6 protein-coding genes and 1 riboswitch are annotated in these 8,380 nt (G+C 62.3%); of the genes, 3 read left to right on the top strand and 3 right to left on the bottom strand.

All coding sequences use genetic code 11. The features are described from left to right. Positions 1-412: hypothetical protein (locus ACE3OH_RS16000; RefSeq protein WP_374355131.1), on the bottom strand; the 412-nt coding region annotated here is incomplete at its 3' end. Between the two features lie 154 nt (positions 413-566). Between ACE3OH_RS16000 and ACE3OH_RS15995 the strand changes: the two genes are divergently transcribed. Beyond that, positions 567-1,343, top strand: coding sequence for an alpha/beta fold hydrolase (locus ACE3OH_RS15995; protein ID WP_374355128.1), 777 nt, complete (start codon positions 567-569; stop codon positions 1,341-1,343). 91 nt (positions 1,344-1,434) lie between these two features. Here ACE3OH_RS15995 and ACE3OH_RS15990 read toward each other — a convergent pair whose 3' ends face one another. Together ACE3OH_RS15990 and glpD are read right to left on the bottom strand one after the other, a co-directional pair. Further along, positions 1,435-3,390 (bottom strand): TonB-dependent receptor, encoded by a 1,956-nt coding sequence (locus tag ACE3OH_RS15990; protein WP_374355125.1) that lies wholly within the window; start codon positions 3,388-3,390, stop codon positions 1,435-1,437. Positions 3,391-3,551: 161 nt separating this feature from the next. Continuing rightward, positions 3,552-3,732: riboswitch (cobalamin riboswitch) on the bottom strand. Positions 3,733-3,781: 49 nt separating this feature from the next. Further along, positions 3,782-5,275, bottom strand: a complete 1,494-nt coding sequence (gene glpD / locus ACE3OH_RS15985) for a glycerol-3-phosphate dehydrogenase (RefSeq protein WP_374355122.1) — start codon at positions 5,273-5,275, stop codon at positions 3,782-3,784. Between the two features lie 46 nt (positions 5,276-5,321). On the opposite strand from glpD, the gene glpK reads away from it, so the two are divergent. Both glpK and ACE3OH_RS15975 read left to right on the top strand, forming a co-directional pair. Continuing rightward, positions 5,322-6,806 (top strand): glycerol kinase GlpK, encoded by a 1,485-nt coding sequence (gene glpK / locus ACE3OH_RS15980; RefSeq protein ID WP_374355119.1) that lies wholly within the window; start codon positions 5,322-5,324, stop codon positions 6,804-6,806. 288 nt (positions 6,807-7,094) lie between these two features. Beyond that, a partial coding sequence (locus tag ACE3OH_RS15975) for a hypothetical protein (protein ID WP_374355116.1) occupies positions 7,095-8,380 on the top strand: 1,286 nt, incomplete at its 3' end.

Here is an 8,380-nt window from a genome sequence, read left to right as displayed (position 1 = left end):
GCTCGAATATATGGCGCAGACCGCGTTCCACCTCGCTGCCCAGTGCCAACATGCGGGCAATGTCGCCGGCCACCTCGCAGTGGATCTGCGCCATCTCGGGCAGCTGCGCCAGGGTTGCCTCGCTCATCGGCGGCAGGGTCAGTGCCATCAATTGCTCGCGCGCCGCCACATCGTCACCCAGCAAGTGCTCGAAACCGGCGGCATTGGCGGTGCAGCCGGACCAGCGCAGTAGCGAGACCAGCTGCGCGGCCGTCGCCTCCTCCTCGCTGCCGCCGGCAGCGCGGGTCAGCTCGGCCGCCAGCCAGCCGGTACGCGGCGACTGGTCGGTGGCGCGGCCCATGCTCAGGTCGCCAATAAAGGCCAGGGCGAGGATGGCCTCGTACACCGGCACGGTAGCGCGTGACTGAGTCAAGGGTGCGGGCAAGGGAGAGGGCTGCGGCATAAGCGAGGACGGGCAAGGCGGAGGCGGCAGCATCGGTCATCCGACCGATATGCGCAAGCCAAGGCCCTCTCCATACTTTGCCCTGCCAGAGCACAGCACCTTCCCAACTTTTCGGAGATTCGACATGAACACCCGCACCCTGCTTTCCACCGCCATTGGCGCCACGGCCCTGTTTGCCGGTTTTGCCCACGCCGCCGAGCCCGCCAGGGCGGAAACCACTTCGGTGGTCATCGTCCACGGCGCCTTTGCCGACGGCTCGGACTGGGCCAAGGTCATCCCCTTGCTGCAAGCGGCCGGTGTCAAGGTCACGGCGGTACAGAACAGCCTGGAATCGCTGGCTGGCGACGTCGCCACTACCCGCCGCGTGATCGCCAGCCAAACCGGCCGCGTGGTGCTGGTCGGTCATTCCTGGGGCGGCATGGTGATTACCGATGCCGGCGTCGATGACAAGGTCAAGGGCCTGGTCTATGTGGCCGCCTTCGCCCCCGACGCCGGCCAGTCGGTGGAAGAGCTGGGCAATCAATACCCGAAGCCGGAAGGCCTCAAGCACCTGGTGCCTGATCAGGGCGGCTATCTCTACCTGTCACCCGAAGGCATGAGCAAATATTTTGCCCAGGACCTGAGTGCAAAGCAGACCGCCATCATGGCCGCCACCCAAGGCCCGATCCAGGCCAAGGCCTTTGGTGACAAGGTCAGCAATGCCGCATGGAGCAGCCGTCCGTCCTGGTATATCGTGGCCGAAAAAGACCTGATGATCCAACCTGAGCAAGAACGCGCGCTGGCCAAGAAGATCGGCGCCAAGGTCACCAGCCTGCCCACCAGCCATGTACCGCAGCAATCGCGCCCGGCCGATGTCGCCAAGGTGATTCTGGATGCGGTGCAGACCGTGGCAAAACAGTAAGCCAGGGCGTGAGCCGAACCGTCCCCTGCCGCATGGCGGGGGACGGTTACGTCTGGCAAGTGGAAAACAAGGCTATTTCAGGCCGTAGTCCTCAGAACGCATAGGCCAGGCTGGCTTGCCAACGCCGCCCCGCTTCCGGGTAGAGGTTGTAGTTAGCATTGAAGGTACTGCGCACCCCGTAGCTGGCATAGCGCTTGTCGCCCAGGTTCTGGCCGCTCAGGCTCAGGGTGGTGGCGCCGATGCGGTGGCTCAGCTTGATATCGAGCGTGGCAAAGCCGCCCAGCCAGGGGCCGGTATTGCCCTGGTCGTTGTCGAGTCGGCTATGGCCGCTGCCATGCAGGGCCACGTCGAGCCGCGTTGCTTCCGAGCAGGCCCAGCCGGCACGCAGATTGCCCTGCCAGCGCGGCACCAGCGGCACCTGCTTGCCAGCCAGATCGCCGCCGCCATAGTTGCCACTGCGGAAACTGGCGTCCTGCCAACTGATATTCACGCCGTAGTCGAATGCGCCCACGCTGGCCGACCATTCGGCGTTGAGACCCTGGCGGCGGGTGGGCGACAGATTGGTGTTCTGCCCATAGCCATTGGGGCCGGCAAACGGCTGGTAGGCAATCTCATGGTCCAGCCGGCGCGAGAAAGCGCTGAAGCGCCATTGGCCAGGGCCAAACCGACCTTCCACACCGGCATCGATATCGCGCGAGGTTTGCGGTTGCAGATTGGCGTTGTCGACCAGCTCGTCGGCATTGGCCAGCCGATAGCTGCTGCCGGCGCGGGCAAACAGCGATAGCTCGCCAAAACGCTGCCGCACACCGAATTGCACGGCATGAACCCGGTCATTGCGCTTGGCTGCGACCGGCGAGCCGTATTGCAGCACGTTTACGTCCTGATCGACCTTCTCGCTGCGGCCGCCCAGGGTAAAGCGGGTGTCGGCACCGAGGCGGTAGCCGGCGTCCAGCCACAGGGCGCGGTTGTCGACCTTGCTGCGACCAGCGTCGAGCATGGCGCTGCCATTGGCGAGCCGCGTTTTGCTGCGGCCGATATCGACGCCCAGCGCCAATTCGGCGGCACCAAGGTGGAAGGCGGCGCGCGGCGAGATGCGGTCGTCGTCGATATGGCGCTGATCATCCGAGCTGAAGCCACCGCCATAGTCGAAATAGCTGCGGGTATTCTTGCGGCGATGGCTGGCATCCAGCGCCCAGTTGCCGCCGGCGAACTGGCCTTCGCCACGCAGGGTCAGGCGGGTGTTGTCGGTCTTGCCCCAGTCGTTCGGGCTATTGCTGCCCCAGGGGTCGTCGCGGAACTGATCGAGGGCCGGTGTCTTGGCGGTGGCGGGCTTCACGCTACGCGCACCGGGAAAGCGATAGTCGTCTTCCTCACGCGCCAGACCCACCGCCAGGCGCAGGCCGGCATCGCGCCAGGCCAGCTCGCTGGATGCCGAGCGCGCATCATGGTCGCCGTTGGCGCGGAAGCCATTGCTGTGCAGGGCGCGGCCATCCAGGCGCAGATTGAGCGTATCGCCAAAGCCGGCACCGGCATTGGTCTCGACGGTGCCGAAGCTGCCGACCCGCGCCGACCATTCGCCGCGATTGCCCTTGCGGGTGATCAGATTGATCACCCCGCCGGTGGCACCACCGCCCCAGGCTACCGCGCCACCGCGCACGATTTCGATACGCTCGATGCGATCCAGCGCAATGGCGGTGAGGCGTGGCGACGACAGATCGTTGTCGTTGAGCTTGATGCCATCGAGCAGCACCAGGGTATTGGACGGGCCGCTGATGCCGAAGCCGGCCAGATCGATGCTGCCATTGCCGGTGGAATCGAGATTGCGCACGGTAACGCCAGCCACGCCGGCCAATAGCTCGGGCAAGCTGGTAGCGGCGGAGCGGGCGATGTCGTCGCGGCTGATCACGGTCAGGTTGACCGGTTGATCGGCGGCATTGCCGGGGAAACGGCTGGCAGTGACCTGGATCAGGTTGGGGCTGCCATCGGCAAATACACAGGAAGCGAGGCCGGCAGCTGCCAGCGCCGCCAGGACAGGGGTCGTTTTCATGGGAAGGGGTGCTCCGCTATGCCTGCCCACCGCAGGCCATGTATACGCGAAAGGCACAGGTGCGGCGCACCAGTTTGCCAATGCCGCCCGCCGCGCCTTTCGCACCAGAGTGCGGCAGCCGGCACAACAAGGCGGCAACCGCACACAGCCTGCGCGTTGGTCACGCTAGGCTGTCGGCAGGCCGGTCTCCGGGCTCGTCGCTCCCTGCCTCGCCTTCCCGGTTTCAACCAGTGGCCTGTGAGGCAGTTCGACACGACTTACCGTTGCGGGGGCAGCGCCGGCTTTGCACCGGCTTCCCGTTTCAATCTGCACGCTGCAGATACCTGTCGAGGGGCGCGATTATACGCAAGGCCTGAGGCAAACACGGCATGATGAATTTTCAAGCAGGGCTTTACGGCTGGCTGCCCTGCAACCAGGCAGCAAATTCCGCCCGCTGCGCGGCGCTCATATGCAGGCCGCGCTTGGTGCGGCGCCACAGGATATCGTCGGCATCCCTGGCCCATTCCTCGCGCTGCAGATAGCGCACTTCTGCCTCGTACAGGCCGGCGCCGAAATGGCGCCCCAGGTCGGACAACTGCTGGTAGCCATTGAGCAGCGTCTCCACCCGGCTGCCATATTGGCGCGCCAGCCGGCGCAAAAGCGCCGGGTCGAGCCAGGCATAACGTGGTGCAAGCTGGGCCAGGAAGGCATCGAAGTCGGCATGGGGCAAGTCGCCACCGGGTAGCGGCTTGGGTGGCACCAGCGGCTCGCGCATTGCCGCAAAGCTCGGCCGCAGCAGGTCCATCGCTTCCAGCGCCAGCTGGCGATAGGTGGTGAGCTTGCCGCCAAATACCGACAGCACCGGCGCGCCGTCGCGATCGAGCCGCAGCACATGATCGCGAGTGACGGCGCTCGGGTCGTCGCTCTGGTCGTCGTACAGCGGCCGCACGCCGGCATAGCGCCACAGCACATCGGCCGGCGTGGGCGGCTTGGCAAAGTATTCGCCGACCAGGGCGCACAGATAGGCCACCTCTTCATCAGAACAGCTGGCGCTGCGCGGGTCGCCCTCGAACACCACATCGGTGGTGCCGATCAGGCTGTAGCCTTGCTCATAGGGCAGCACAAAGGCGATGCGGCCATCGCGGTGCTGCAGGATATAGGCTTGCGAACCATCATGCAGGGCCGGCACCACGATATGGCTGCCCTTGACCATCTTCACCGAGTCGCGCGCACCGAGGCGCAGCCCCTGCTTGAGCACCCGCTCCACCCAGGGGCCGGCCGCATTGACCAGGGCGCGGGCAGTCAGGGTGGCGGTGCTGCCATCCGGATTCTCGATATCGACTTCCCAGTGCGGGCCGGTGCGGCGGGCGCTGAGCATGCGGGTATGGGTCCGCACCTCGCCGCCCTGCTCGCGGCATTGCTGGGCATTGGCCACCACCAGCCGGGCATCGTCCACCCAGCAGTCGGCATAGACAAAGCCGCGCCGGAACGCGCGCTGCAGCGGCTCGCCAAACGGATGGCGCCGCAGGCGCAGGCCATAGGAGCCGGGCAATACCTCGCGGCCACCGAGATGGTCGTACAAAAACAGCCCGAGGCGAATCAGCCAGCCGGGGCGCAGGCCATCGTGATGCGGCAGCACGAATTTCAGTGGCCACACCAGATGCGGCGCCATCTTCAATAGCACCTCGCGCTCGCCCAGCGCCTTGCGCACCAGGCGGAACTCGCGCTGCTCCAGATAGCGCAGGCCGCCGTGGATCAGCTTGGAGCTGGCCGACGAGGTGGCGCCGGCCAGATCGGCCGCTTCGATCAGCATCACCTTCAGGCCGGCCTGGCTGGCGTGATTGGCAATGCCGCAGCCATTGATGCCGCCGCCCACCACCAGAACATCGTAGAGTGTGTTGTCCATTGCCTGTGAGCCGTTGCGTTATGCTTGCGAGCAGAGGAGACAAGCCATGACCATCTTGCTAGCCATAGACCAGGGCACCACCAGCACCCGCGCCATGCTGTTCGACCGTGCCGGCGCCGTGCTGGGCCGTGCCCAGACCGAGTTGCCCCAACACTACCCCAATGATGGCTGGGTAGAGCACGATGCCACACAGATTTGGCGCGACGCCGTCGCAGTTTGCCGACAGGCGTTGGCATCGGCGCAACGCAGCGCCAGCGAAATCAGCGCCATCGGCGTCACCAACCAGCGCGAAACCACGGTGATCTGGGACCGCGCCACCGGCCAGCCCATCCATCACGCCATCGTCTGGCAGGACCGCCGCACCGCCGACTGGTGCAAGGCCCACTACACGCCCGAGACGGAACGCTGGCTGGCCGACAAGACCGGCCTGCTGCTCGACCCCTATTTTTCGGCCACCAAGATCGCCTGGCTGCTCGATCATATCCCCGGCGCCCGCCAACGCGCCGAGGCCGGCGAGCTGGCCTTTGGCACCATCGACAGCTGGCTGGTCTGGCAGCTGACCGGCGGCAAGGTACATGCCACCGACGCCACCAATGCCTCGCGCACCCTGCTGTTCAATCTGCATAGCCAGGATTGGGACGAGGAGCTGCTCGCCTTCTTTGGCGTGCCGCGCGCGCTGCTGCCGCAGGTTTTGGACAGCGCCGATGACTATGGCCACACCGATGCCGCCCTGTTCGGCACCGCCATCCCGATTCGCGGCGTGGCGGGCGACCAGCAGGCCGCCACTGTCGGCCAAGCCTGCTTCGCCCCCGGCATGGTCAAGTCCACCTATGGCACCGGCTGCTTTATGGTGATGAATACCGGAAGCGACGTGGTGCGCTCGCAACACCGCCTGATCAGCACCATGGCTTACCGCCTGAACGGCCAGCCCACCTATGCGCTGGAAGGCAGCATCTTTATCGCCGGCGCGGCGGTGCAGTGGCTGCGCGATGCGCTCAAGCTGATCGGCAGCGCCGCCGAGAGCGAAAAATGGGCACGCGAGGTGGACGACACCCATGGCGTTTATCTGGTGCCGGCCTTCACCGGCCTGGGCGCGCCCTACTGGGACCCGCAAGCGCGCGGCGCCAACATCGGCCAGACCAGCGATTCCGGCAACGCCGAAAAAGTCCGCGCCGCACTGGAATCGGTCTGCTACCAAAGCCGCGATCTGTTGGAAGCGATGCGCGCCGACGGCGCTCAACCCGCTGCCCTGCGGGTGGATGGCGGCATGGCCAATAACGACTGGCTGATGCAATGCCTGGCCGATCTGCTCGACTGCCGGGTTGCTCGCCCCACCATCACCGAAACCACCGCCCTCGGCGCCGCCTACCTGGCGGGCCTCGGCGCCGGCATCTACACCAGCCTGGATGAAATCAGCGCCTTATGGGCCGGCGATTGCGAATTTGCCCCGGCGATGGCGGCGGATAAGCGCGATGTGCTGTATCGCGGTTGGCAAGAGGCGGTGGGGAGGGTGCGGAGCAAGGGGGCATAACTTGTTTGCTAAGGTGGTCGGGATAGCTGGCCCGTACGCCCGGGTATTCTCGTATATCTCGACAGCGGCATACTTACCCGGATGCAAACTTGCGAGCTGGGGACTTGAAAGGGTTACTGAATCCGGCGCTGACTGACGAGGCCATAAGCTATTGCAATGCCGCCCCGGATTGCTGGTTTGGTGGTGTCCGGCGGAGAGTGTCTTTTTGGATTCGACAAGGTTTTTGGAATCTAATGTGTTTTATCTCTTTTCAAAAGAGATTGTGCTAAATGGTGAAAGGATACAGTGATGAGCCTAAAGAGTGAAAAAGGTGTTAATCCGGCATGGTTAAAATCTTACGCGAAAAACTTGGAGGATATCGTTGAATGGGAGGAGAGCTGTATAAAAATGTATCAGTCGCGTATTCTGAGCTACATTGCGAATGGGTGGGTTTCGGCTGATGCTGCGTCAGATGTTGTTCACGAGAGTTGGGAAGATTTGGATTTGGCGTTGAATATGTATGCTGCGATATTTGCAAGTCGATTTGAGCGTCGACTTATCGAGGAGCGAGTGCTTGATGTGGATCTGGCCAGTAATTGTTACTTGTATGGGCGTTTGGGTTTTTTGTGTCGACTGCATCGGAGCGTAAGGTTTTTAGGTCGACATGGGTTTCGTCGTAGTTTAATTAGATTGGATGATGTGCAGTTTGCGGTAATTGGTATTGTAATAAGTGATGCCGATCAGACGCTTAAACATGCCCATATGCTTCTGCATGCATATTGGCAGGACTATTATATTGACGCAGATCGACCGATCTTCTATTTTATCTTGCAAGTGTTGGCGGATTATCTCGATGATTCGCCGATTTCAAGTGCAAATCAAGATTGCAGCCAGCCGGAAACCGATGCCTTGTTGTCCTGTTGGCGAAGTACAGATCTGGATTTAGTTCGCGATGCCTGTATCGCTGTATGCGATCTGCATACTTACAGAGTGAACGACGAATTCCGTGGCCATTATTTTAAGCGCTTTCCCTTTGAAATATTGATGGTGTTTGCAATGAGAAGCAGACTTGGCTTGACCAATCCGACCATCGATCATCCGCTTATCGGAATGTCGATGGAGTTGCTGAATACGACACTGTCCAAGCCTGATCAGCTTTTTGAGCAAGTTTATGCTCGAATGCTTCGGGACGGCTTCAATGAGGAGGAGATCTATCAATTGTGCCTTGAGGCTGAGCAAGAAATTGAAGAATCGGACGAGGCGAGTGGCGATGGAGATGAAGAGCCAGCAGATGCTAGGGATCGTGCACCCTTGTTCGATAATGCTTTGCTGATGCCCGTGACACAGCGTCCATACAATGTCGTTGTTTTTGTACCTGAGTCGTGGAAAATGCAGGCACGTGAACGTGATTTTCAGATCACCGATCAGCAGGGGAATTTTCAGTTCACGATTGGCGCTGTCGCTGTCGGGGTCACACCCATCCCCTTAAGTCAAATCATGCCGGGGATCTTGACGGATTTCGAGAAAAAGTACTCATTTCTGAGGATGGCAGCCCCCACGTCGCGTTTTAAAGGCGCAAACTGGGAAGGTTTGAT

The organism is Chitinimonas sp. (genome assembly GCF_041904975.1).
Classification (GTDB): domain Bacteria; phylum Pseudomonadota; class Gammaproteobacteria; order Burkholderiales; family Chitinimonadaceae; genus Chitinimonas.
The sequence above is the reverse complement of the archived record's forward strand: the minus strand, read 5'-3'. Positions and strand labels throughout refer to the sequence as shown.